This window comes from Roseobacter litoralis Och 149, assembly GCF_000154785.2.
Lineage (GTDB): Bacteria > Pseudomonadota > Alphaproteobacteria > Rhodobacterales > Rhodobacteraceae > Roseobacter > Roseobacter litoralis.
Map to the genome: position 1 here is coordinate 2,412,831 of NC_015730.1, position 21,980 is coordinate 2,434,810.

The 21,980-nt window shown below is 58.8% G+C and carries 23 protein-coding genes; 12 read left to right on the top strand and 11 right to left on the bottom strand.

Going from position 1 to position 21,980, the window contains the following annotated elements:
* Positions 1 to 7: 7 nt before the first annotated feature.
* Genes RLO149_RS11400 through rsmA form a run of 3 tightly spaced genes read left to right on the top strand, consistent with a single transcriptional unit; the run spans position 8 to position 3,075 of the window.
* The gene (locus RLO149_RS11400) at positions 8 to 1,228 is read left to right on the top strand and encodes a peptidylprolyl isomerase (protein WP_013962244.1); all 1,221 of its coding nucleotides are present in this window, start codon (positions 8 to 10) and stop codon (positions 1,226 to 1,228) included.
* On the top strand, positions 1,225 to 2,205 hold the full coding sequence (gene pdxA / locus RLO149_RS11405) for a 4-hydroxythreonine-4-phosphate dehydrogenase PdxA (RefSeq protein WP_013962245.1): 981 nt from the start codon (positions 1,225 to 1,227) through the stop codon (positions 2,203 to 2,205). Before RLO149_RS11400 ends, pdxA begins: the two co-directional genes overlap by 4 nt.
* A 27-nt stretch (positions 2,206 to 2,232) precedes the next feature.
* Complete coding sequence (rsmA, locus tag RLO149_RS11410) at positions 2,233 to 3,075, top strand: 16S rRNA (adenine(1518)-N(6)/adenine(1519)-N(6))-dimethyltransferase RsmA (RefSeq protein WP_013962246.1); 843 nt, start codon at positions 2,233 to 2,235, stop codon at positions 3,073 to 3,075.
* A 14-nt stretch (positions 3,076 to 3,089) separates the two neighbouring features.
* Here the strand turns inward: rsmA and RLO149_RS11415 are convergent, their stop codons facing one another.
* From RLO149_RS11415 to prfA, 3 genes are all read right to left on the bottom strand, one after another.
* Positions 3,090 to 3,641 carry a DUF4167 domain-containing protein gene (locus RLO149_RS11415; RefSeq protein ID WP_013962247.1) on the bottom strand — a complete coding sequence of 184 codons (552 nt, stop codon included), beginning with the start codon at positions 3,639 to 3,641 and terminating at the stop codon, positions 3,090 to 3,092.
* A gap of 223 nt (positions 3,642 to 3,864) precedes the next feature.
* Positions 3,865 to 4,698, bottom strand: coding sequence for a peptide chain release factor N(5)-glutamine methyltransferase (gene prmC / locus RLO149_RS11420; RefSeq protein ID WP_013962249.1), 834 nt, complete (start codon positions 4,696 to 4,698; stop codon positions 3,865 to 3,867).
* Positions 4,695 to 5,750 (bottom strand): peptide chain release factor 1, encoded by a 1,056-nt coding sequence (gene prfA / locus RLO149_RS11425; protein WP_013962250.1) that lies wholly within the window; start codon positions 5,748 to 5,750, stop codon positions 4,695 to 4,697. The genes prmC and prfA overlap by 4 nt, the downstream gene beginning before the upstream one ends.
* Positions 5,751 to 5,812: 62 nt before the next feature.
* Between prfA and RLO149_RS11430 the strand changes: the two genes are divergently transcribed.
* Positions 5,813 to 6,100 (top strand): hypothetical protein, encoded by a 288-nt coding sequence (locus tag RLO149_RS11430; protein WP_044025319.1) that lies wholly within the window; start codon positions 5,813 to 5,815, stop codon positions 6,098 to 6,100.
* Here RLO149_RS11430 and RLO149_RS11435 read toward each other — a convergent pair.
* The 4 genes from RLO149_RS11435 to RLO149_RS11450 are packed head-to-tail and all read right to left on the bottom strand — an operon-like array spanning position 6,044 to position 9,576.
* Complete coding sequence (locus tag RLO149_RS11435; RefSeq protein WP_013962251.1) at positions 6,044 to 6,445, bottom strand: DUF1499 domain-containing protein; 402 nt, start codon at positions 6,443 to 6,445, stop codon at positions 6,044 to 6,046. The two genes, RLO149_RS11430 and RLO149_RS11435, sit on opposite strands and share 57 nt — an antisense overlap.
* Positions 6,446 to 6,484: 39 nt before the next feature.
* On the bottom strand, positions 6,485 to 7,435 hold the full coding sequence (gene speB, locus RLO149_RS11440) for an agmatinase (RefSeq protein WP_013962252.1): 951 nt from the start codon (positions 7,433 to 7,435) through the stop codon (positions 6,485 to 6,487).
* Positions 7,435 to 8,403 (bottom strand): agmatinase, encoded by a 969-nt coding sequence (gene speB, locus RLO149_RS11445; RefSeq protein ID WP_013962253.1) that lies wholly within the window; start codon positions 8,401 to 8,403, stop codon positions 7,435 to 7,437. The genes speB (RLO149_RS11440) and speB (RLO149_RS11445) overlap by 1 nt, the downstream gene beginning before the upstream one ends.
* Before the next feature lie 3 nt (positions 8,404 to 8,406).
* The gene (locus tag RLO149_RS11450; protein ID WP_013962254.1) at positions 8,407 to 9,576 is read right to left on the bottom strand and encodes a M20 aminoacylase family protein; all 1,170 of its coding nucleotides are present in this window, start codon (positions 9,574 to 9,576) and stop codon (positions 8,407 to 8,409) included.
* 63 nt (positions 9,577 to 9,639) lie between these two features.
* Between RLO149_RS11450 and mazG the strand changes: the two genes are divergently transcribed.
* The 4 genes from mazG to RLO149_RS11475 all read left to right on the top strand — a co-directional run bounded on the left by mazG (position 9,640) and on the right by RLO149_RS11475 (position 13,745).
* Positions 9,640 to 10,455 (top strand): nucleoside triphosphate pyrophosphohydrolase, encoded by an 816-nt coding sequence (gene mazG / locus RLO149_RS11455; protein ID WP_044025320.1) that lies wholly within the window; start codon positions 9,640 to 9,642, stop codon positions 10,453 to 10,455.
* A gap of 445 nt (positions 10,456 to 10,900) precedes the next feature.
* Positions 10,901 to 11,842, top strand: a complete 942-nt coding sequence (locus RLO149_RS11465; protein WP_013962257.1) for a nucleoside hydrolase — start codon at positions 10,901 to 10,903, stop codon at positions 11,840 to 11,842.
* Positions 11,839 to 12,288 carry a GNAT family N-acetyltransferase gene (locus tag RLO149_RS11470; RefSeq protein WP_013962258.1) on the top strand — a complete coding sequence of 150 codons (450 nt, stop codon included), beginning with the start codon at positions 11,839 to 11,841 and terminating at the stop codon, positions 12,286 to 12,288. The genes RLO149_RS11465 and RLO149_RS11470 overlap by 4 nt, the downstream gene beginning before the upstream one ends.
* Before the next feature lie 44 nt (positions 12,289 to 12,332).
* Positions 12,333 to 13,745, top strand: coding sequence for a protein adenylyltransferase SelO (locus RLO149_RS11475; RefSeq protein WP_044025649.1), 1,413 nt, complete (start codon positions 12,333 to 12,335; stop codon positions 13,743 to 13,745).
* Here RLO149_RS11475 and RLO149_RS11480 read toward each other — a convergent pair.
* Together RLO149_RS11480 and RLO149_RS11485 are read right to left on the bottom strand one after the other, a co-directional pair.
* Complete coding sequence (locus tag RLO149_RS11480; RefSeq protein ID WP_013962260.1) at positions 13,742 to 14,629, bottom strand: DMT family transporter; 888 nt, start codon at positions 14,627 to 14,629, stop codon at positions 13,742 to 13,744. The two genes, RLO149_RS11475 and RLO149_RS11480, sit on opposite strands and share 4 nt — an antisense overlap.
* A gap of 63 nt (positions 14,630 to 14,692) precedes the next feature.
* Positions 14,693 to 15,994, bottom strand: coding sequence for a DEAD/DEAH box helicase (locus RLO149_RS11485; protein ID WP_013962261.1), 1,302 nt, complete (start codon positions 15,992 to 15,994; stop codon positions 14,693 to 14,695).
* A gap of 338 nt (positions 15,995 to 16,332) precedes the next feature.
* Here RLO149_RS11485 and RLO149_RS11490 point away from each other — a divergent pair, with 338 nt between their 5' ends.
* The 4 genes from RLO149_RS11490 to RLO149_RS11505 all read left to right on the top strand — a co-directional run bounded on the left by RLO149_RS11490 (position 16,333) and on the right by RLO149_RS11505 (position 19,547).
* Positions 16,333 to 16,746, top strand: coding sequence for a Fur family transcriptional regulator (locus RLO149_RS11490; RefSeq protein ID WP_013962262.1), 414 nt, complete (start codon positions 16,333 to 16,335; stop codon positions 16,744 to 16,746).
* Positions 16,747 to 16,823: 77 nt separating this feature from the next.
* Positions 16,824 to 17,696 carry a DMT family transporter gene (locus RLO149_RS11495; RefSeq protein ID WP_013962263.1) on the top strand — a complete coding sequence of 291 codons (873 nt, stop codon included), beginning with the start codon at positions 16,824 to 16,826 and terminating at the stop codon, positions 17,694 to 17,696.
* 64 nt (positions 17,697 to 17,760) lie between these two features.
* Positions 17,761 to 19,035: a phosphopyruvate hydratase gene (gene eno / locus RLO149_RS11500; protein ID WP_013962264.1), complete on the top strand. Its 1,275-nt coding sequence runs from the start codon at positions 17,761 to 17,763 to the stop codon at positions 19,033 to 19,035.
* Positions 19,032 to 19,547: a GNAT family N-acetyltransferase gene (locus RLO149_RS11505; protein ID WP_013962265.1), complete on the top strand. Its 516-nt coding sequence runs from the start codon at positions 19,032 to 19,034 to the stop codon at positions 19,545 to 19,547. The genes eno and RLO149_RS11505 overlap by 4 nt, the downstream gene beginning before the upstream one ends.
* Here the strand turns inward: RLO149_RS11505 and RLO149_RS11510 are convergent.
* Both RLO149_RS11510 and RLO149_RS11515 read right to left on the bottom strand, forming a co-directional pair.
* Positions 19,537 to 20,613: an NAD(P)/FAD-dependent oxidoreductase gene (locus RLO149_RS11510; RefSeq protein WP_013962266.1), complete on the bottom strand. Its 1,077-nt coding sequence runs from the start codon at positions 20,611 to 20,613 to the stop codon at positions 19,537 to 19,539. The genes RLO149_RS11505 and RLO149_RS11510 overlap by 11 nt on opposite strands.
* 203 nt (positions 20,614 to 20,816) lie before the next feature.
* On the bottom strand, positions 20,817 to 21,950 hold the full coding sequence (locus RLO149_RS11515; RefSeq protein ID WP_013962267.1) for an anhydro-N-acetylmuramic acid kinase: 1,134 nt from the start codon (positions 21,948 to 21,950) through the stop codon (positions 20,817 to 20,819).
* Between the last annotated feature and the right edge of the window lie 30 nt (positions 21,951 to 21,980).

Below are 21,980 nucleotides of genomic sequence, written 5' to 3' on the forward strand. Positions count from 1 at the left end.
CAGACAGATGATCCGAATAAAAGAGTTTTGTACCGTGCTGATGGTCTGCGCTACATGCAGTTTTGCTGTACCGCTCGGCGCGCAAAGTCTGTTCAGTCCGGTCATTGAGGTCAATGATGGCGTCATCACCGAGTTTGAAATCGAGCAGCGTCAGCAGTTTCTGATATTATTGAATGCGCCAGGCTCAAGCCGACAAGCCGTGATTGAAGAACTGATCAACGAACGCCTGCGCGCGCAGGCCGTTGCAAACGCGGGTCTGGAACTCTCGGACGCTGCAATGCAGGACGGCATGATTGAATTCGCGGGTCGGGTGAACCTTGGCGTGGATGAATTCAAGACCGTGCTTGAGGAAAACGGGATCGCCGCCACAACCTTCGAAGATTTCGTTCGTGTCGGGGTGTCATGGCGCGATTTCATCGCTGCCCGCTTTGGCCCGCGTTTGCAGGTCTCCGAAGAAGAAATCGATCAGGCGCTTGGCAGCACCAATGGGGCCAGTAACATTCAGGTGCTGGTGTCCGAAATCATCATCCCCGCACCGCCCGCACGCGCGCTCGAAGTACAGGAAGTGGCAGAGCAGATCGCCACCACGACCTCAGTGGAAGAATTCTCCGATTATGCGCGGCGGTTTTCAGCGACGGCCACGCGCGATCAGGGCGGACGGTTGGAATGGCAAGCGCTCAGCAATCTGCCGCCAAGCCTGCGTCCGCTGCTGTTGGGTCTGGCGCCGGGCGAGGTCACGGAACCGCTGAACATCCCTGAAGCTGTGGCATTGTTTCAACTACGTGACATTCGAGAGACCGGTGCGTCAACGCCTGAGTATGCCGCAATCGACTATGCGGTCTATTACATTGCGGGCGGGCGCACTCCGGCAGGCCTTGCGCAGGCGGCCAAAATCGGGGCGCAGGTCGATGTTTGTGACGATCTATATGGCGTGGCACAGGGCCAGCCGCCGGAGATCCTAGAACGGGGCAGCAAACCACCGTCTGAGATACCGACGGACATCGCGCTTGAACTCAGCAAGCTTGATCCCGGAGAGACCTCGATCGCCCTGACGCGGTCAGAGGGTCAAACGCTGCTCTTTTTGATGATGTGCGGGCGGACGGCTGCCGCCAATGAAGATGTCGGTCGTGACGAGGCGGCAAATGCTTTGCGCGGCGGCAGACTTAACGCGATTGCAGAGAGCTTTCTGGAACAGCTGCGCGCGGACGCCAGAATTCGCGTCCAATGACCCCCGTGACGGGCCCCGTGCTGATGAGTTGCGGTGAACCGGCCGGGATTGGTCCGGAAATTGCTGTAGCTGCATGGGACGCCCTCAAGGGGACAATCCCACTGGCATGGATGGGTGATCCACGCCACCTGCCCGCGGGCACGCGGTTTACGGCAATCACACACCCGCGCGAGATTGCCGAGGTCGACGCGCATGCGCTGCCCGTTCTGGTTCATAGCTTTGCCGCACCGACGATCCCAGGCCACCCCAACCCTGCCAATGCGCAAGGCGTGATCGACGTGATCGCGGCCTGCGTCGGGTGGGTACAGGATGGGGCTGCCGCAGCCCTGTGCACCGCCCCTATTCACAAAAAGGCGCTGATTGATGGCGCTGATTTCCAACACCCCGGACATACGGAGTTTTTACAGGCGCTGGCAGGCGGCACGTCACGCGCGGTCATGATGCTGGCCAGTGATACGCTGCGTGTGGTGCCGACAACAATCCATATTGCCCTTGAAGACGTCCCCCATGCCCTGACACCAGAGTTGCTCCACGAAACGATTACCATCACGCACAACGCGCTGCGCTCACAATTCGGCATAAAAACGCCACGGATCGCAGTTGCTGGCCTGAACCCGCACGCGGGCGAAGGTGGCGCGATGGGCATGCAGGAACAGGACTGGATTGGCGATGTGATCGACACGCTTGCCGCAACCGGGATGAACATCCGCGGCCCCCTGCCCGCAGACACGATGTTTCATGCCCGCGCCCGCGAGGGGTACGACGTCGCAGTCGCGATGTATCATGATCAGGCGCTCATTCCGATCAAGACGCTCGATTTTGATCGCGGCGTCAATGTCACGCTGGGCCTGCCTTTTATCCGCACGTCACCAGATCATGGGACGGCCTTTGACATTGCGGGCAAGGGCATCGCCAACCCGACAAGTATGATCGAAGCGATCAAGCTAGCCGCGCATATGGCGGGCCAACATGTCTGAGACCGTGCGCGGTGGGCGCGCCCACCTATGACCACGATAGACAACCTGCCCCCCTTGCGCAGCGTGATCCGCGATCATGATCTGTCGGCGCGCAAATCAATGGGACAGAACTTTCTGCTGGATTTGAACCTGACGGCCAAGATTGCGCGTCAGGCCGGCGATCTGAGCGCCTGCGATGTGTTGGAGATCGGCCCGGGGCCCGGTGGTCTGACGCGCGGGCTTTTGGCGCAGGGTGCGCGACGTGTGCTCGCGATTGAGAAAGACGCCCGCTGCCTGCCTGCCCTTGCGGAAATCGCCGCGGCCTATCCCGGGCGGCTGGAGGTCGTGAACGGGGATGCCCTTGAGATCGACCCGCTGAGTGCTTTGACCCCGCCCATCCGCGTAGCCGCCAACCTGCCTTATAACGTGGGCACGGAGCTTTTGGTGCGCTGGCTTACGCCAGAAACATGGCCACCCTATTGGCAGAGCCTGACGCTGATGTTCCAGCGTGAGGTGGCCGAACGTATTGTCGCAAAACCCGGCAGCAAAGCCTATGGGCGCCTTGCCATTCTCGCGCAATGGCGCGCGGATGCTCAGATTGTGATGCAACTGCCACCCGAAGCCTTTACACCGCCGCCGAAAGTTTCGAGCAGCGTTGTGCATATCACCGCCCTGCCCGCGCCACGGTATCCTGCGGATGCGAATGTTTTGAGCAAAGTGGTCGCGATGGCCTTCAATCAGCGGCGCAAAATGCTGCGCGCGGCGTTAAAGGGGTTGGGCCCGGATATTGAGGACAGGCTTCAGGCGGCAGGCATCAAACCTACCGAACGCGCAGAACGCGTCAGCCTCCAAGGGTTTTGTGCATTGGCCCGCGCCGTGGCTGCCAAGTAACCAAAGGTCGCAGGTTATTCTGCGGCCTTTGGCGCGTCATCTCCGCCAGATGCAGGCGGTGTGCTTTCATCCGTTGCAGGTGCAGGTTTTGCACGTGGCTTGCGACGCGGCGCGCGTTTCGGCTTGGGCTGGCTTTCCGGTGTCTCAACCAAGCCGCTCTCAACTTCCTGTTCCGGCGCTTCAACCACCGGCTGTTCGACCACAGCAGCGGCATTTGCAGCATCCCGTTCCTGCCGCTCGGCACGTTCACGATCGCGCTCGGCCTGGCGTTCTCTGTTCTGACGCTCCTGTTCTTCACGCCGCGCGTCGATCTCGCGCTGCGCCTCGCTGAGCATACGTGTGTAGTGTTCGGCGTGTTGTTGAAAATTCTCCGCCGCAACCCGGTCGTTGCTCAATTGTGCATCCCGCGTCAGCTGATTGTATTTTTCAATGATCTGCTGGGGCGTGCCGCGTACCTTACCCTCTGGACCAGAGCTGTCAAAGACGCGGTTGACGACGTTGCCGCCCTGATTACTGGACCTGTTGCGGTTGCCCTTTGAACGGGAGCGTGATCGCGATGATTTCATGAAGTTTGCTCAGCCTTCGTGCTGTTAATCGTAGGGCCGGATGTGCTTATGGAGTTTCTCAAATCCGGGATTTCGATATGTTGGGCATAATGCCGCGCGGGACCGCCATAACAAAGCATCCACCGCTGCAACGTCTTTGAATAACCACGACAAGCGCGTCCCTGCAAGAGTAAAACCCGAAAAACCTAAAATTTCGTCAGTTTTGGTACAGTTCTGGCGGAATTCACCCAGGTTTTGACGCGCTGACAATCCTGTCACGTCCCCCAAGATCAGGGAGAATCGATAACTCACCCCACCCCTGCGCTTCGAAAATGTCACGCACGGACGACGCCTGTTGCCACCCGGTTTCTACCAGCACGCGACCTTCCGCGCTCAGGTATCCCTGTGCCTCGGCGGCGATCACGCGGTACGCCGTCAACCCATCTGCTTCGTCCGTCAGAGCCAAGCGCGGTTCGTGATCACGCAACTCTGGTTGCACCTGTGACATTTCACTCGCTGCGAGATACGGCGGGTTGGAAACGATCAAATCAAAACGGCCCTCCACCGCGTCAAACCAGTCCGATTTCAGCACCTGAACACGATCCGCAACCTCATGCAGCACCGCGTTCGCACTGGCTTGCAGGCACGCAGCCTCGCTGATGTCGATGGCAACGCCCTTTGCATCAGGCCGTTCCGCCAAAAGCGTCACGATCAGGCACCCCGACCCGACGCCCAGATCCAGCGCATCACTGAAGGGTGCAGATAGCGCCGCCTCGATCAAGCTTTCAGTTTCTGGCCTTGGATCAAGCACTTCACGCGTGATGTTAAAGCGGCGTCCGTAGAATTCACGCGATCCGATCAATTGGGATACGGGCACACGCACTGCACGCAATGACACCAGATGATCGTAGCGATCAATGATATCTGCGGCCATGTCTTCCGGTGCAATCAGCGTCACGCGCGCGGCATCCACCTGCGCGGCATGGGCCAGTAGCACACGCGCATCCCGGGCCGGATCCGGTACACCAGCTGCCCGCAGACGTGCCATGGCAGCCACCATCGCCTCTGCGGCGGTCATTGTCCCATGTCCGCCATCAGCTGCGCTTGCGCATGCGCCGTCAAAGCATCGATGATTTCATCCAGATCGCCTTGCAGAATGGCATCGAGCCGATAAAGCGTCAGATTGATGCGATGATCCGTCATGCGCCCCTGCGGGAAATTATAGGTCCGGATGCGTTCCGACCGATCGCCGGAGCCGACCTGTGCCGCCCGATCCGCCGAGCGTTCATCATCCACGCGGCTGCGCTCAAGATCGTAAAGGCGCGCTTTGAGCACCTGCATCGCGATTTCGCGGTTGCGGTGTTGCGATTTTTCGGAACTCGTGACCACCAGCCCGGTGGGCAAATGGGTAATGCGCACGGCAGAATCCGTGGTGTTCACATGCTGCCCCCCCGCACCGGACGAGCGCATGGTGTCGATCCGCAGATCGTTCGCCTCGATATGAATGTCGACGTCTTCGGCTTCCGGCAGGACAGCGACCGTTGCCGCCGACGTGTGAATACGCCCGCCGCTTTCCGTGCTCGGCACCCGCTGCACCCGGTGCACGCCGCTTTCGTATTTCAGCCGGGCAAAGACATCCGCGCCTTTGATATGCGCGACCACCTCCTTGATTCCGCCAAGTTCGGTTTCCTGCAATTCGATCACATCGACCTTCCAACCCTGCGTCTCGGCATAGCGTTGGTACATGCGAAACAGATCACCGGCGAACAAGGCCGCCTCATCCCCGCCGGTGCCCGGCCGGATTTCAAGCATGGCCGGTTTTGCATCGGCCTTGTCCTTGGGCAAGAGCGCCAGTTGCAGCGCGGCCTCAGCCTGCGGCAGGGCGGATTTGAGCCGCGGAATTTCTTCTTCGGCCAGCGGCGCCATATCGGGATCCCCCAGCATCTCGGCCGCATCTTCCAGATCGTTCAGTAATTGCTGATAGGCGCTGATCTGTTCAACAACAGGGCGCAGATCCGAATACTCTTTGGCCAGCGTCGCGATATCGCCGCCACCATCCCCTGTGGACATGGCGGCTTCCAGATATTGGAACCGTTCGGTAATCTGGCGAAGTCTGTCAAGCGGGATCATCGTGCTGAAATCCGATATTGAATGCTATTGGTCAAGGCCCGTTTTCATGATAGATTATCGCCATGATACGATTTGCTTTCGCTCTTGCCTTTTTGGCCCTGCCCGCCGGTGCTGATATCACTTATCCCAGCGGTAAAACAGTGGATTGCTATTGCACCGATCGCGGTGGCGCACGCATCGAACTGGGCGAGACGATTTGCATGCAGGTCGATGGGCGCATGTTCATGGCGCAGTGTCAGATGTCGCTGAATGTGCCGATGTGGCGCGAGGTTGAACAGGGATGCCTGTCCTCTTCACTGGAGCGCGGCGATCAGCCCCTCCAGTCGTTCCCGGTTGACCCCCAAATCTGATTGGCCATATCGCAGGCGGGCGAAAGCTTTCAACGTGCCGTCCGCATATTCCACTGTGGTGTAGTCGGGAAACCCAAAGACCTGCGAACGCGTAATGTAGGTGATGCGCCCCTCGTCCAATGACCCCGCAAGCGCCTTGGTGCGCGGCAAAGCAGCCATATAGGCATCCGCTGCGGCGAATGTCTCGGGCGTCGCTGCGATCACGCGCAAAGCATCCCCTGCACCGTCAGCGTCCTGAGTGCCCGCTACCGGCACATGCCAGTTGCTAATATCGCCCTGCGACAGGCGCACGTATGCCAGCGCACAGACAACGATGATCAGGCCAAACCCTAAAAACATGCGCATATCTTCCCTCTTTTCTAACTCGGCTCGAAGCCTATGCCCTCAGCGATAGTCGACGCCGGGCAAAACACATATAAGCTCGAAAAGAAGATTTGCGCCCACCAGCGCGGTATTGCCGCTGGCATCATAGGGCGGCGAGACCTCCACAAGGTCACAGCCGACGATATTCAGCCCCCTCAACGCCCGGATCAGTTCCATGGCTTGCGGGGTTGTAAGGCCGCCGATCTCAGGCGTGCCCGTGCCGGGCGCAAAGGCCGGGTCCAGACTGTCGATGTCATAGGTGACGTAGACAGGTGTTTTCGATCCAATGTCGCGGCGGATCTCACCGCCCAAACCGGTGAGGCTGCGGTGCCAAAGCTCCTGTGCCGGAAACTGCTGAAAACCCCACCCCTGCGCCTCAGCGAAATCATCTGCCGTGTACCCTGTGCCACGCAAGCCGACCTGATAGGTTTTTTCAGGCAGGATCAGGCCTTCTTCGTAGGCGCGACGAAAGACGGTGCCATGGGTTTCCCTTTCGCCAAACATTTCATCATTTACATCGGCATGGGCATCCACGTGAATAAGGGCGACGGGGCCATGACGCTTATGCATGGCCCGCAAGATCGGCAATGTGATCGAATGATCCCCACCAATGGCCACTGGCATCGCGTCATAGTTCAGGATGGCATGGTAGCTTTCCTCAACGATCTTGAGGCTCTTGGCCAGCGAGAACGTATTGATGGCCAAATCGCCGATATCTGCCACCTGCAGGCTGTCAAAGGGGGCCGCGCCCGTTCCCATGTTATAGGGCCGTATCATCGCGCTTTCGGCGCGCACCTCTTTGGGCCCAAACCGCGTGCCCGACCGCCAGGATGTGCCGATATCCATCGGAATACCAACAATAGCCACATCCAGCCCCTTGAGATCATTGACCATGGGCAAGCGCATGAAAGTGTTGGGGCCGGAAAAGCGCGCCAGATCGTTCCCGCTGATCGGTTGATTTTTTTCTGCCATCACGCACCGCCTCGCATTTTCCAGCCCAAAAGGCACAGTATTTCTGTTGCCACATGCGCGCCTGCTATAGCGGTTGCCCCTGTGGTGTCAAAGGGCGGTGAAACCTCTACAATATCGCCGCCCACGATGTTTATACCCGCCAGATCACGCAACATCGCCGCCGCCTGCGCCGAGGTCAGCCCACCCCACACGGGCGTGCCTGTGCCCGGCGCGTAGGCCGGATCAAGCGCGTCGATATCGAAGGTCAGATAGGCGGGATTATCCCCCAGCACCTCTTTGATTTTCGCGACGGTGGCTTCCGGTCCGATGCGGTGGACTTCGCGCGCATCAATCGTTGTTACCCCAAGCGTGTCTTGATTGGTGGTGCGGATACCCACCTGCACCGACGTGGCCGGATCGACGATGCCTTGCTTGATGGCTTTGTAGACGAAAGTACCGTGATCAATGCGGCTTTCCTCGTCATCCGGCCAACTGTCTGAATGGGCATCAAACTGCAACAGGCTGATGGGGCCGTATTTCTCTGCATAGGCCTTGAGGATCGGATAGGTCACATAGTGATCCCCCCCCAGCGTGACGGTCGGCACATCTGCTGCGAGAATGGTGCCGATATGCGCCTTCAGCGTTTCGGGAAAGGCCGCGACATTCCCATAGTCAAAGGCCATATCGCCGTAATCAATGATCGCAAATTCGCTCAGCACATCAAATGGCCACCCATAGGGCGGATCGTAGGGTTGCAGCGCGCTGGCCTCGCGGATGGCGCGCGGCCCCAGACGGGTCCCCGGACGATTGGTCACCGCCTGATCAAAGGGCACGCCCGTTATTGCGATATCGGCGAGCGACAGATCCTTGGTGTATTTACGGCGCAGAAATGACGTGGCCCCACCGAATGCATTCTCAAAACTCGCACCCTTGAGATCATCGCGCGTAAAGGCGTGGTCTATTTCGGTCTTGGCATCTTCCAGTCCCATGTGTCAGGCACCCGAAACCGGCTGTGCATGCTCGACAAGGCGCGCAAAGAACGACGCGCCAATCGGGGCGATCTCATCATTGAAATTATACTTTGGGTGATGCACGCCCGCGCCCTCCCCCTGCCCCAGCATGAGGTAAGCACCGGGCCGTTTTTCCAGCATATAGGAGAAATCCTCGGCCCCCATCACCGGCTCTGTCGCGCTATTTACAGCCCCATCCCCTGCAATTTCACGAGCCACATGTGCGGCAAAGGCGGCTTTATCCGCATCATTGACCGTGGGAGGATAGCCAAACTCGAACTCAAGACGGGCCTTGACCCCGAAACTGGCCGCCTGCCCCTGCACGATCTCCTCCATACGCTGCACGACCATGGCCTGCACCGCTTTGTCAAAGGTGCGCACCGTCCCGTTTATATAACACGTCTCGGGGATCACGTTATCCGTGGTGCCCGTGTGTATCTGCGTGGTGGAAATCACCAGCGAATCGCGCGGGTTGCGGTTCCGGCTGACGATGGTCTGCAGGGCCTGCACGATGGAACAGGCCGCGACGACAGGATCAACGGAGTCATGCGGGCGCGCAGCATGTCCGCCCTTGCCCTCGATATGGATCGAGAAGGTATCAGCCGCCGCCATGATCGGCCCCGCGCAGGTGTTGAAACTGCCGAAATCCTTGCCCGGCGCGTTGTGGATCGCATAAACCTGAGCGATGTCGAAGGTCGTCATGATGCCCTCCTCGACCATCACCTCACCGCCACCGCCAAATTCCTCGGCAGGTTGAAAGATCAGCGCGACACGCCCGGAAAAATTTCGCGTCTCGGCCAGATATTTGGCCGCGCCAAGTAACATGGCCGTATGCCCGTCATGACCACAGGCATGCATTTTACCCGGATGGGTCGAGGCATAGTCAACGCCTGTTTCCTCCTCTATCGGCAGCGCATCCATGTCGGCGCGCAACCCGATCGTCGGCCCTGCACCCTGCCCGTTGATGATGGCGACAATACCCGTCTTGGCGATCCCTTCATGGATTTCATCCATCCCGAATTCGCGCAGCCGCTCCGCCACAAAGGCGGAGGTTTTATGGCATTCCAGCCCCAGTTCGGGAATGGTGTGCAGGTGACGCCGCCAGGCAGTCATATCCGCGCTCATGTCAGCGATCCGGTTAACGACGGGCATGCTCTGGACTCCTTGTCGAATGTTTTGTCAGGTGCATCTGACACCGAAGCGGGAGCGGCTGCAATGGCAGATGAACTGATCCACGACCCTGATGCGGGAATTGAACGCCTGCTTGAGATCATGCGCCGCCTGCGCGACCCGGAAACGGGCTGTCCGTGGGACATCGAGCAGGATTTCGACAGCATTGCCCCCTACACAATCGAAGAAGCCTATGAGGTCGCCGACGCCATCGCGCGCAAGGACTGGCGCGATCTTGAGGGGGAGCTGGGCGATCTGCTGCTGCAAACCGTTTATCATACGGCCATGGGTGCGGAAGGCGGTCACTTCACCTTTCAGTCGGTGGTGCGCAAGATCAGCGACAAGATGGTGGCGCGCCACCCGCATGTTTTTGGCGATGAGAGCCGCGACAAATCAGCGGACCAGCAAACCGCCGATTGGGAAAAGATAAAGGCCCGCGAACGCGCAGACAACGCGCAACAGGGCACGCTGGATGGTGTGGCCATTGGCCTGCCTGCCCTGCTGCGCGCGCTCAAGCTGCAAAAGCGCGCAGCACGGGTCGGATTTGACTGGCCCTCCACCAATGAGGTCTTGGACAAAATCACCGAAGAGGCCGCAGAACTGGTGGAGGCGCGCGACAGTCTGACCCAGGTGGAAATCGAAGAGGAATTCGGCGATCTGCTGTTCGTGATGGCAAATCTGGGCCGTCACCTCGGCCTTGATCCCGAAGCCGCCCTTCGCGCCGCCAACGCGAAATTCACCCGACGCTTCGAAGCGGTCGAAGCCAAGCTGGCGGCCTTGGGCAAAACACCCGCAGACAGCGATCTGGCAGAGATGGATGCGCTATGGGATCAGGTCAAAGCAGAGGCGCGGAAAGACTAGAGCATATTCGATGCCGCATCATGGTAACCGCGCGTTCGGGCACAGTGCGGCCTTGGCGGAATATTGCCGGAAAAAATCGCGTTTTTCTGTTCTGCGTTGGATGGATTGCTTTGTCGCTTCAAACCCTCCGCGAGATAAGCAGAGCTGGTGTTATCTTCGGCCACTAGATCGTGGCGCCACGGATCGAAAACGGTATCCAGAGGCATATTTGCAATAAAAACAAGCGCATATCTACCATCCTGCAACAGGCATTAGACATAAAACGGTGACAGTGCATAATGGCAAACCCGCGTTTCGAATTTCGCCGGACGCCCTAACGTGCGACACCTTTGACCGCGGTCCACAAATTACCGGTTTCACCATACTGCATCCAACACCGAATACCGCAGCGGTTTGTCACTGATGCCTGCTGGACTCTTATTCGCGACACAGTCAAAGAGAGCATATGACAGCACGCAAAATTATCATTGATACCGACCCCGGTCAGGACGACGCAGTGGCGATCCTTTTGGCGCTTTCCAGCCCTGAAGAACTCGATGTTTTGGGCGTCACCTGCGTGGCCGGGAATGTCCCCCTTGATCTGACCACCAAAAACGCACGCATCATCTGCGAATTGGCAGGCAAACCCGATACGCTGGTCTTTGCAGGCTGTGACAGGCCGCTTGGCCGTGATCTTGTGACCGCCGAGCATGTTCATGGCAAAACAGGCCTTGATGGCCCTGACCTGCCGGACCCAGAGATGCCCCTGCAAGACCAGCACGCAGTTGATTTCATCATTGATACCCTGCGCGCAGAGCCGTCGGGCACGGTCACTCTGTGCCCGCTGGGGCCGCTGACCAATATCGCCACGGCCTTCCAGAAAGCGCCGGACATCGTGCAGCGCGCGCAACAGATCGTCTTGATGGGCGGGGCGTATTTCGAGGTTGGGAATATCACCCCCACAGCGGAATTCAACATTTATGTCGACCCGCAAGCCGCTGAAATAACGTTCAAATCTGGCGTTGATATCGTGGTTCTGCCACTCGATGTCACACACAAAGCACTCGTCACCGCCCCGCGTAACGACGCCTTTCGCGCTTTGAGCACGCCCGTTGGCATTGCTGTCGCCCAGATGACGGATTTTTTCGAACGGTTCGACAAGGAGAAATACGGCTCTGCCGGGGCACCCTTGCACGACCCTTGTGTCACCGCATATTTGCTGCGCCCAGATCTGTTCACGGGACGCCGGGTTAATGTAGAAATAGAAACCACATCCGAATTGACCATGGGCATGACCGTCGCAGATTGGTGGGGCGTGACGGATCGGCCAAAAAACGCGCTGTTTATCGGGGATCTGGATGCGGATGGTTTTTTTGATATGCTGACAGAACGGCTTGCCCGGCTATGAGTGCGGCCCTGACCCTTGCGGCACCCGATCACCTTGAAAAGCTTGACACATTGGTGGCTGCATTTCATCAGGAGGCCGGGATCACCCTCGGGGCGGAGGCGCGGCGCACTGGTATTCTGCCGTTGCTTGAGGGCAGTCCGCATGGTGCCGCCTATCTGATCGGCCCACCCCGCGCACCCATCGGCTATCTTGTGATCACCTTTGGCTGGTCGCTGGAATTCGGCGGGCTTGACGGTTTCATTGATGAAATCTTTGTGCGGCCGGGCGTGAGAGGGCGCGGGATAGCATCGGAAACCCTGCTGGCCCTGCCCCGCGCACTGGCGGGCGCCGGTCTGAAAGCACTGCACCTCGAGGTCGAGCGCAGCGCTGAGGATAAACAACGTTTGTATCAGCGCGCCGGGTTCAAATCGCGCGACAATTATATGTTAATGACCAAAACCTTCTGACCCTGCGGGTGGCAGAGGCATGCAAAGGCGCTTATATGGCTGACATGACAGTTACCGCCCCCTTCGATAACAGCTATGCGCGACTGCCGGCTGTGTTTTACACCCGCCTCAATCCGACCCCCGTGCGCAACCCCTCTCTGGTTGCTTACAATGAACCTCTTGGGAAAATACTGGGCATCTCACCGGCGAGTGAAACAGATCGCGCGGCTGTTTTTTCAGGCGCGAAAGTGCCAGACGGGGCGACACCCTTGGCACAGCTTTATGCGGGCCACCAGTTTGGCAATTTCAATCCGCAATTAGGCGATGGCAGGGCTATCTTGCTGGGCGAAGTCGTCGGCACGGACGGCAATCGCTACGATTTGCAGCTCAAAGGGTCCGGCCCCACGCCCTATTCACGTATGGGCGACGGGCGCGCCTGGCTTGGTCCGGTGCTGCGTGAATACGTCGTCTCTGAGGCCATGCATGCGCTTGGCGTGCCGACCACGCGCGCACTGGCGGCAACCCTTACCGGTGAAGACGTTTTGCGCGAGACCGTTCTGCCCGGTGCCGTTCTGACGCGCGTGGCCGCAAGCCATCTGCGGGTTGGTACCTTTCAGATCTTCGCCCACCGGGGACAGATCGAAGCGCTTAGGGAACTGACGGCTTACGCCATCACGCGCCATGCACCCAATGCAGACGGGCCGCTGGGGCTCTTGCGCGCGGTCTGTGCCGCGCAGGCCGAATTGATCGCGGGTTGGATGTCGCTGGGTTTTATTCACGGCGTGATGAATACAGACAACAGCGCGATTTCAGGGGAGACCATCGATTACGGCCCCTGCGCTTTTATGGATGACTATCACCCCGACACCGTGTTCAGTTCCATTGATCAGACCGGCCGTTATGCCTATTCCAACCAACCCCGGATCGCGGTCTGGAACATGGCGCAATTGGCAACGTCCCTGTTGCAGCAGATGGACGACCCCGAAGCAGCCGTCGAAGAAGCCACGCAGATCGTCCATGCCATGCCCGCGCAGATTGAAGCCGCATGGCTGGACAGGATGGGCAAAAAGATCGGCATCGCCAAAGCCACACCCGAAGACACCCCGCTGATCGAAGCCTTGCTGAAACTCATGCAGGATCAACAGGCCGATTTCACCAATACGTTCGATGCGCTGGCACGCTCGGACGCGCGCGATCAGTTTCTGGATCGTGACGCCTTTGATCAGTGGTCAAGCGAGTGGCGCAATCGCATTTCACAGGAACCCGACCCTAATTCGGTGATGCAGGCCGCCTCGCCGCGTGTGATCCCGCGCAACCACCGGGTTGAAGAGATGATTGCCGCGGCTGTGCAGGGCGATTACACCCCATTTGAGCGGCTGATGGCTGCCTGCACTGATCCGTTTGGAACCGATGACACCGATTTGATGCGCCCTCCAACCAAGGACGAAATCGTTCCCGCCACCTTCTGCGGCACCTAAGCTGCGCGCGGTTTTCGGTTGATCAGATAAATGCCCAACGACACCAGCGCCAGCGCCATCCAGACCTGAATGCCGACGTCTTCACTCAGCAAAAGCCAGCCAAGAATGACGGCAAAAACCGGTGACAGAAAGCTGAAGGAGGCGACAGAAGACGCCGGATAAATCGTGAGCAGCCAGAACCACACCAGAAACCCCAGGCTCGCCACAGCGATAATCTGAAACAGCAGCCCGGCATAATGGATGGGTTGTGGATCCCGCATCAGATCCCCCGTCAGCATTGCAACAAACAACAGGATCGGTGTTGAAATCGCCACCTGAAACATCAATTGCTGCGCAGGCTCTACACGGCTCAGCGGTGTGATTTTCACGCAAAGCGCGATGCCAGCCCAGCAAATCGCGGATGTAAGCGCCATAAGATCACCCACGAGACTGGCCGTTGCATCGCTTCGGTCCAGCAGTGCGAGGGCCACGCCGGACATGGCCAGCAAAAGCCCCACCGCCTTGAGGCGCGTCATCGGATCACCCGGCAGCAGGAAGTGGCTCGCGATGGCCAGCCAGACGGGCATGGAATAAAAGATGACCGACGCCCGGCTCACCGTGGTAAAATCCAGCGCCGTGAAAAGAACCATGAACTCCAGCGCGAACAACAGACCACACAGGATACCTGCCGGCACTGCAGCGCGCGGCACCATCATAGAGATACCACGCAATCGCATCCAGATGAGCAGCACAATCACAGCGCCGGCTGACCTGAGCCCCGCTGCGAAAACAGGCCCAAACCCATCGACTGTGACCTTGATCACCACTTGATTAAACGCCAGATGCAGCGCGAATGCGATCAGCGCAGCCGCGCCGACAGCGTCCATATTTGATTTACGATCCATCAGCGCACAAAGGCGCGCCGATCAGCAGATGTCAATCTGGCCTTTGCTGAAACACCGCGTGCTTCAGTGGTTGGCGCCACCCGCCGCAGCGGGCTTGCCGCCCCGGTTGCGCGCGCCGGGCCGTTTCCGGGCCCCGCCCGGTCTGCCGCCTGCGGGCTTACCGCCCTGTGGTGGTCTGCCGCCACGACCGCGACCCCGGCCCTTGGTTTTGTCACCGGGTGGAATGTCTGCAGCCTCCCACGGTCTGCCCGAGCCCACGGGGATCGAGATGCTCATGGTTTTCTGGATCGCCTTCAACTCACCCATCTCATCGGGGGCACAAAAGGCGATCGCCGCGCCATCCTTACCCGCACGTGCGGTCCGCCCGATCCGGTGAACATAGTTTTCCGGCACATTTGGCAGATCATAATTGTACACATGTTTGACATCTGGAATATCAAGGCCCCGTGCGGCGACATCCGTTGCCACCAGAACCTTGATCTCGCCGGATTTGAAGGCTGCAATCGCGCGGTCACGCTGGCCCTGGCTTTTGTTGCCGTGAATGGACCCTGCCGCATAGCCTGCTTTGACCAGTGACTTCATCAGTTTTTCCGACCCGTGTTTCGTGCGGCCAAAAACCAGTGCCCGCTCTTCACGGTGCTTGTCCAGCATCTCGATCAGCAAAGCGGATTTTTCCGACTTGGCGATAAAGTGGACTTCTTGCGTCACCTTATCGGCGGCCTTGCCGGGCGGGGAAACTTCAACCCGGATCGGGCTGCGCAAATAGCTGTTGGCCAGCTCGTTCATCTGTTTCGGCATGGTCGCCGAAAACAGCATCGTCTGACGCTCTTTGGGGATCACGCTGGCGATCTTGCGCAAGTCATGGATAAATCCCATGTCCAGCATCTGGTCCGCTTCATCGAGCACCAGGAAAACCGTTTCATCCAGCCGCACAGCGCGGCGGTCCATCAGGTCGAGCAGACGTCCCGGTGTCGCGACCAACAGGTCCACACCACGCTCCAACCGCTTGATTTGATTGTTTATGGACTGACCGCCCACAACCATTGCAACCTTCACCTTGGTGTTCTCGGCAAACGAGCGCAGGTTGACGCTGATTTGTGTGGCCAATTCGCGCGTCGGTGCCAGAACCAGCCCGCGCACGGATTTGGGCGCAGGCCGCCCGTCAAGTTCCAGCATCTGCGCCACCAGAGGCACGCCGAACGCGGCCGTTTTACCGGTGCCGGTCTGGGCCAGCCCCATAACGTCCCGTCCATTCATCGCATGCGGGATCGCCTGTTTCTGGATCGGAGTCGGATCATTCAGGCCCATACGGCCCAGTCGTGCCACCAGTTCCGGTGGCAGGTTCATCATTTCGAAATCGCTCATTTTTATCCTCTCGCAGGCTGTTGCCCACGCAAAAATCGCAGCCGTTCTACAAGACGGCCATCGCAGGATGCGCAAGGGATCACAGATCGCAGGCAACATACCTGGCACTGTCCATTGCGCTCGGACCCACGCGTGATTTTGGGAACATAGGTGGGACTTATCGGCTGAAACAGACGCTTTATGGGCGTCTCGCTACAACTCTGCTCACGCGGCAGAAGGCATCACCTGTCACCCACATGCGCCTTGTTGGCGCATAAGTCAACCGAAACACAAAAACTTGGCTGGAACCCATGCGCAAAGGCGGCTAAAAACCGGAGCTACGTTACGGGGGCCACCGCATGAGCAAACCAATCATCAAACGCTGCGAGGCGAAGGGGCTGCGCATGACCGGCCAACGGCGTGTCATCGCGCAGGTCCTCGAAGACAGTGCGGATCACCCCGACGTTGAGGAACTATATGCCCGCGCCGTCGCAATTGATAACGGTATTTCGATTGCAACCGTATACCGGACGGTCAAGCTGTTTGAAGAGGCGGGCATTCTGGACAAGCTGGAGTTCGGCGACGGTCGGGCACGCTACGAGGACGCCGAACGCGACCATCATGATCATCTGATCGATATGAATTCAGGCGAAGTTATTGAATTCGTGGACGCCGAAATCGAAGCCTTGCAGGAACGGATCGCCAACAAGTTGGGGTATGAGTTACGGGGGCACCGTCTGGAACTCTATGGCGTGCCGCTGAAAAAAGAGTGATGCCAGCGCGCGGCGTGGACATCTGCAACTGCGCGGCCTAAGGGACTGGCATCCCTTTTAGCAGGAAAAACCCCCCAATGGATAATTTGCGCGGCGCGGCCCTTATGGTTCTGGCGATGCTTCTCTTCGCGCTGGAAGATATGCTGATCAAACTGCTCGCGGTCGATCTGCCAATCGGTCAGATCGTGGGCATGTTGGGTGTGGGCAGTGCCGTGTTGCTGGCGATCCTGCTCAAAATACAACGGCAAGCGCTGTTCACTGCCGCCCTCTTCACACCCGCTATCATGCTGCGCGCCATCGGGGAACTGGTCGGCACCATAGGTTTTGTGACGGCCATCGCCTTGATCCCGCTGTCGACGGCCTCGGCAATCCTGCAGGCAACGCCGCTTTTTGTGACCTTGGGGGCGGCTCTGTTTTTACAGGAAGCCGTTGGCTGGCGCCGCTGGACAGCGATCATTGTGGGGTTCATGGGGGTTATGCTGATCATCCGGCCCGGACTTGAAGGGTTCAGCTGGCTGTCGCTTTTTGCCGTGCAGGGCGTCATCGGCCTTGGCATTCGCGATCTTGCAACCCGGCGCGTTCCGCCGGAGACATCATCGCTGCAACTCAGTTTCTGGGCGTTTCTGGTGCTCATCCCCTCGGCCGCAATCATGATGTGGTTCAACGACACCACGCTGATCACGCCGCCACCCTCCACGTTATTTTACCTTGGGGCCGCGCTGTTGATCGGTATTTTCGCCTATTACTGCATCGTCGCAGCCATGCGCGTGGGCGAAATCAGCTTTGTAACACCCTTTCGCTATTCCCGTATTCTCTTTGCGCTGGTGATAGGCATCAGCATCTTTGGCGAGCGTCCCGATGCGCTGACATTGCTGGGGGCTGCAATCATTGTCGCCTCCGGTCTTTACACGTTGTGGCGCGAACGCCGGGTCCGGGGCGTCGCGCACTAGGCCTTTCCATCTTTGAGCGGTCGGGCTATCACCTCGGCAAATTCATTTGCAGGAGCCCATACTCATGAGCACGATCATCGACATTCACGCCCGCGAAATTCTGGACAGCCGTGGCAATCCAACCGTCGAAGTTGATGTGATCCTCGAAGATGGCACGATGGGGCGCGCCGCCGTCCCCTCCGGTGCTTCGACCGGCGCTTATGAGGCGGTGGAACGCCGTGACGGGGACAAAGCCCGTTATATGGGCAAGGGCGTGCTGGAAGCCTGCGCCGCCGTAAACGGCGAAATCGCGGATGCGCTCGTTGGTCTGGACGCCACTGAGCAGGTCGACATCGATGCAAGCATGATTGAACTGGACGGCACGGCGAACAAATCCCGCCTTGGCGCGAACGCCATTTTGGGCGTGTCACTGGCCGCCGCAAAGGCCGCTGCGGATTATTGCACGCAACCCCTGTACCGCTATGTCGGTGGTACATCGGCGCGTGTCCTGCCCGTTCCCATGATGAACATCATCAACGGCGGCGAGCATGCGGACAACCCGATCGACATTCAGGAATTCATGATCATGCCGGTGGCGGCAGACAACATTCGCGAGGCCGTACGCATGGGCTCGGAAGTCTTCCATACCTTGAAAAAAGAGCTTTCGGCGGCGGGTCTGTCCACGGGTATCGGCGATGAAGGTGGCTTTGCACCCAACATCAACTCTACCCGCGACGCGCTTGATTTCATTTTGAAATCCATTGAGAAAGCTGGTTACAAACCCGGTGAGGAAATCTATCTCGCGATGGATTGCGCGGCCACAGAGTATTTCAAGAATGGCAAATACGAATTGGCGGGCGAAGGCAAATCGCTGACTTCTGAGGAAAACGTCGCCTATCTGGCCGCACTGGTCGCGGATTACCCCATCATCTCCATCGAAGACGGCATGTCCGAGGATGACTGGGACGGATGGAAGGCCCTGACGGATGCTTTGGGCGACAAGATACAGTTGGTCGGGGATGATCTGTTCGTCACCAACCCCGAACGTCTGGCCATGGGCATTGAACGCGGTTCGGCCAATTCGATGCTGGTCAAAGTGAACCAGATCGGCACCCTGACCGAGACGCTCAAGGCCGTGGATATGGCCCATCGCGCCGGGTTCACCAACGTGATGTCGCACCGCTCAGGAGAGACCGAAGACGCCACGATTGCAGATCTCGCAGTCGCTACAAACTGTGGTCAGATCAAAACCGGGTCGCTTGCCCGCTCTGACAGGCTGGCGAAATATAACCAGTTGATCCGCATCGAAGAAGCCCTGGGGGAAACCGCTGAATATGCAGGCCGGTCAATTTTGCGGTGACGGTTGCGATCACCATTCGCGCCGCCCGTACGCCTGAGGATATTGACGACGTCCGCCAGCTTTGCTGGGAATACCGGGATTATTTGCTGGCATTCGACGATTACATGCAGGAAATCGTCAATGTCTTCTACCCCGAAGATGCCTACACAGCGCTCATGAAGGATCTGGCGCTGAAGCACGCGCGCCCGCAGGGGGAAATTCTGATCGCAGCGCTGGATGGACAGTCTGTCGGCTGCGCCATGATACACCCTCTGAATGACCAAGATGTGGAAATCAAGCGCGTGTTTGTTCAGGCGCAGGCGCGTGGAACCGGTGCGGGTAAAAAGCTGTCACAGGCCTTGATCGATCAGGCGCGTCGCGACGGTGCAAAACGCATATTGCTCGATACCAATGCCAGTTTCACGGGCGCGCGTCGTCTTTATGAAAAGCTCGGATTTCAGCAACGCGGACCCTATAGCGACATCCCGGAGGCAGTGCTGCCCATGCTGGTGTTTTACGAACTCAATCTGTAAATCGCTGCGGCCGGTAAGGCGCGATCAGTGAGCATTCTTCATTGCTGAGCGCTTGCGCTAGAACCTCTTTCGCAGCGATTTCAGACACCAGAGGCGCGAGCGTCGCACCCGAATGCATGGTGCTGACGTAAAGGCCCTCTAAGGTGCAAGCCCCGACAACCGGCAATCCGTCCTGCGGCATCGGACGATGCGCCAGCGTCACTTGCTCCCATGACAGCGATCTGTCCAGCAACCGTTCCACCCGCCCGATTGCCTTATCCGCCAGCTGTTCCGGGTTTTCGTCAATCGCATCTGCACGATCGCTTTGATGCGCGGCAGAGGTCGGTGCCAATATGCGGCCAGTGGGGTCCTGACGCACCTCCTGCCCCTGCGTCACCAGAATATGCGAAATGACCGGTGGCACGGGCGTGGAGCGGACAATAAGTGCCGGGCGTGTCAGCATCGGCAAAGACTGACCCACACCTGCCAGCAACCCCTGCGTGGCCACGCCCGTTGCCAGCACGACCGCATCGGCAGGAAGTGTCCCGCCAGACCAGCGCACACCCTGCACCTTTGCCTGTTGATGCAGCAATCCGGTGACGGCCACCCCGGCAATCACATGCGCTCCGAGCGCCGTGGCCGCTGTCAGCGCATCACGGGCAAGCGTCGCCAAATCTACAGCACCTTCGCGGTGCATGAGCATCGCCCGGTCGGGTGCTGAAATGGCAGGTTCCAAGGCAGCAATTTCGTCTTTTCCAAGGATCGAGACCGCATACCCGTAGCTTTTGAGCATATCGTGATGTGCCTCAAGACCTGCGGGGTCTTCCCAAGACAAACATCCCTGCCAGAGCGTGGCACGCGACGTCAGAGTGTCAGCCAAACGGCGGTGCGCGGACATGGCGGCACAGCGCAAATCAAAATGGTTCCGATCAAGGAAAAAGCTGGCGTTGATCCATCCAAATGAGGCACCGGATGCGGCCCCTGCCGGTTGACCCGCCTCTATCACCGTGACGTCAGCACCGCGGCGCGCCAGATGAAATGCGGTGAGTGCACCAATGATACCTGCCCCTACTATGATGACTTTCACATATCTCTCCTTTTGGCGGATGATCTATGGCAGACTAGCTTGCCGATGTAGCGGCACAAGTCGTCATCGCGGCGCCCTCAGATCATCCTGCCCAACCAAGATTGGCAGTCGGCGCGTATACTCAGGTCAGATGCAAGGTCTCGCCTCACTTTACGTTTGATAACTTTGAACTTGCCCCCGGACAGGTTTGTCGCCCCTAAGGCTTAGCGATTGTGCACAGCCACTGCAGCTGCGTTCGGGTAGCTGATGGTCCCGCCTGCGACCGGCGTCCGCACTCCTGTTGTGCCGGGGCAGGACGTCGGTAAGCCTCGCGCGACGCGCACGCTGAGATAGGCAAACGCCTGCGCTTCGAGCATGTCGCCATCAAGGCCGACGTCTTCCACGGGCTTTACCGGGCACGCGAGCGTGCTGCGCAACATCTCCATAAGCACCGGGTTATTGCGCCCACCGCCCGTCACCAAAAGCTGCGTCGGCGTTTGCGGGCAATAACGCAGCCCCTCGCGCACAGCTGCCGCTGACATGGCCGTCAAGGTGGCCGCAGCGTCAGCGTTCTGCAAATCGCCCACGTGATCCATCATTTGTGAGAAATCGTTCCGGTCCAAGGATTTGGGTGGAATACGCGCAAAGTAAGGCTCAGCAAGGAACCGATCCAGCGCGCTTTTCTCCACAGAACCTTCGCGCGCGATCTGCCCGTCCCTGTCATAAGGCAACCCAAGGCGCGCCTGAACCAGATCATTCATTGGCGCATTGGCAGGCCCGGTATCAAAGGCGAGCAAGGCGCCCGCCGCTTCCGGTTGATCAAAGGACGGATCAACATAGGTCAGATTGCCAACCCCTCCGAGGTTCAGAAACGCGAGCGGCCGCGTGGCACCGATGTACTTTGCGCAGGCAAAGTGGAAAAACGGCGCCAGCGGTGCGCCCTCCCCGCCCATTTCAACATCCGCCGTGCGAAAATCCCAGACCACTGGCCGGTCCAAAGCGGTGGCAAGCCACGCCCCATCGCCAACCTGCAAGGTGCCGCGCGTGTGCGGCGCATGTGCCAGCGTCTGACCGTGAAAGCCGATGACATCGGCCTCTGGAAAACCCTCAAGCACGGCCCTGTGCACATGCTCGATCACTGCAGTCGCGGCATCAACTTCGGGGCCTTGCCAGTGGCCTAGCGCACTGGCCAAAACGGCGCGTTCTGCAGCGCTGTAGGATTTGTATGCTGTCGCCCCAAAGCGATCAATCGTTACGCCATCCGTGACGACGATCGCCGCATCCACACCGTCCAATGAGGTGCCGCTCATCGCGCCCAAAGCCGTGATCGGTCCTGTTTTTTCGATGGCTTGTTCCAAAGCCTTTTCCTTTGTCTGCACAGCACCTAT

What these genes read in the sequence shown, in the direction of transcription:
- RLO149_RS11400 (WP_013962244.1), top strand. Translation starts at nt 8, where the DNA reads ATGATCCGAATAAAAGAGTTTTGTACCGTGCTGATGGTCTGCGCTACA.
- pdxA (WP_013962245.1), top strand. Translation starts at nt 1,225, where the DNA reads ATGACCCCCGTGACGGGCCCCGTGCTGATGAGTTGCGGTGAACCGGCC.
- rsmA (WP_013962246.1), top strand. Translation starts at nt 2,233, where the DNA reads ATGACCACGATAGACAACCTGCCCCCCTTGCGCAGCGTGATCCGCGAT.
- RLO149_RS11415 (WP_013962247.1), bottom strand. Translation starts at nt 3,641, where the DNA reads ATGAAATCATCGCGATCACGCTCCCGTTCAAAGGGCAACCGCAACAGG.
- prmC (WP_013962249.1), bottom strand. Translation starts at nt 4,698, where the DNA reads ATGACCGCCGCAGAGGCGATGGTGGCTGCCATGGCACGTCTGCGGGCA.
- prfA (WP_013962250.1), bottom strand. Translation starts at nt 5,750, where the DNA reads ATGATCCCGCTTGACAGACTTCGCCAGATTACCGAACGGTTCCAATAT.
- RLO149_RS11430 (WP_044025319.1), top strand. Translation starts at nt 5,813, where the DNA reads ATGATACGATTTGCTTTCGCTCTTGCCTTTTTGGCCCTGCCCGCCGGT.
- RLO149_RS11435 (WP_013962251.1), bottom strand. Translation starts at nt 6,445, where the DNA reads ATGCGCATGTTTTTAGGGTTTGGCCTGATCATCGTTGTCTGTGCGCTG.
- speB (WP_013962252.1), bottom strand. Translation starts at nt 7,435, where the DNA reads ATGGCAGAAAAAAATCAACCGATCAGCGGGAACGATCTGGCGCGCTTT.
- speB (WP_013962253.1), bottom strand. Translation starts at nt 8,403, where the DNA reads ATGGGACTGGAAGATGCCAAGACCGAAATAGACCACGCCTTTACGCGC.
- RLO149_RS11450 (WP_013962254.1), bottom strand. Translation starts at nt 9,576, where the DNA reads ATGCCCGTCGTTAACCGGATCGCTGACATGAGCGCGGATATGACTGCC.
- mazG (WP_044025320.1), top strand. Translation starts at nt 9,640, where the DNA reads ATGGCAGATGAACTGATCCACGACCCTGATGCGGGAATTGAACGCCTG.
- RLO149_RS11465 (WP_013962257.1), top strand. Translation starts at nt 10,901, where the DNA reads ATGACAGCACGCAAAATTATCATTGATACCGACCCCGGTCAGGACGAC.
- RLO149_RS11470 (WP_013962258.1), top strand. Translation starts at nt 11,839, where the DNA reads ATGAGTGCGGCCCTGACCCTTGCGGCACCCGATCACCTTGAAAAGCTT.
- RLO149_RS11475 (WP_044025649.1), top strand. Translation starts at nt 12,333, where the DNA reads ATGACAGTTACCGCCCCCTTCGATAACAGCTATGCGCGACTGCCGGCT.
- RLO149_RS11480 (WP_013962260.1), bottom strand. Translation starts at nt 14,629, where the DNA reads ATGGATCGTAAATCAAATATGGACGCTGTCGGCGCGGCTGCGCTGATC.
- RLO149_RS11485 (WP_013962261.1), bottom strand. Translation starts at nt 15,994, where the DNA reads ATGAGCGATTTCGAAATGATGAACCTGCCACCGGAACTGGTGGCACGA.
- RLO149_RS11490 (WP_013962262.1), top strand. Translation starts at nt 16,333, where the DNA reads ATGAGCAAACCAATCATCAAACGCTGCGAGGCGAAGGGGCTGCGCATG.
- RLO149_RS11495 (WP_013962263.1), top strand. Translation starts at nt 16,824, where the DNA reads ATGGATAATTTGCGCGGCGCGGCCCTTATGGTTCTGGCGATGCTTCTC.
- eno (WP_013962264.1), top strand. Translation starts at nt 17,761, where the DNA reads ATGAGCACGATCATCGACATTCACGCCCGCGAAATTCTGGACAGCCGT.